The 628-nt window shown below is 58.3% G+C and carries 1 protein-coding gene; it reads left to right on the top strand.

Going from position 1 to position 628, the window contains the following annotated elements; translation table 11 throughout:
- On the top strand, positions 1-628 hold a 628-nt coding region (locus M988_RS06250), incomplete at both ends, for an Ig-like domain-containing protein (protein ID WP_169817468.1).

Below are 628 nucleotides of genomic sequence, written 5' to 3'. Positions count from 1 at the left end.
CGATGGCACGGCGACCATTATCGCTGGCGCCCTGACGGTCACGGCTGACAACGCCAAAGCCAACGGCACCGCAACCAACGCCGTACAGGCTAAGGTGACCGATGCTAACGGCAATGTGGTGCCTAATGTGGCAGTCACCTTCGCCGCGAATAACGGTGCGACGATCACCACCGCGTCGGCCAACACCGATGAAAATGGCGTAGCCACTACTACGCTGACCAACATCACCGCAGGTATCAGCAAGGTCACCGCCACCATTAACGGTAATAGCCAAACCGTCGACACCACCTTTGTGGCAGATGACGGGACAGCAACCATTATCAGTGGCAATTTGACGGTCACGGCTGACAACGCCAAAGCCAACGGTACCGCAACCAACGCCGTTCAGGCCAAGGTGACCGATGCTAACGGCAACGTGGTGCCTAATGTGGCTGTCACCTTCGCCGCCAATAACGGCGCGACAGTCACCACCGCGTCGGCCAACACCGATGAAAATGGTTTAGCGGCGACCACGCTAACCAACATCACCGCCGGTATCAGTAAGGTCACCGCCACCATTAACGGTAACAGCCAGAGCGTCGACACCACCTTTGTGGCAGACGACGGCACCGCGACCATTATCGCTGGC

The organism is Hafnia paralvei ATCC 29927 (genome assembly GCF_001655005.1).
Taxonomy (GTDB): domain Bacteria; phylum Pseudomonadota; class Gammaproteobacteria; order Enterobacterales; family Enterobacteriaceae; genus Hafnia; species Hafnia paralvei.
Note: the sequence above shows the minus strand (reverse complement) of the source record. Positions and strands in the feature narration are given on the sequence as shown.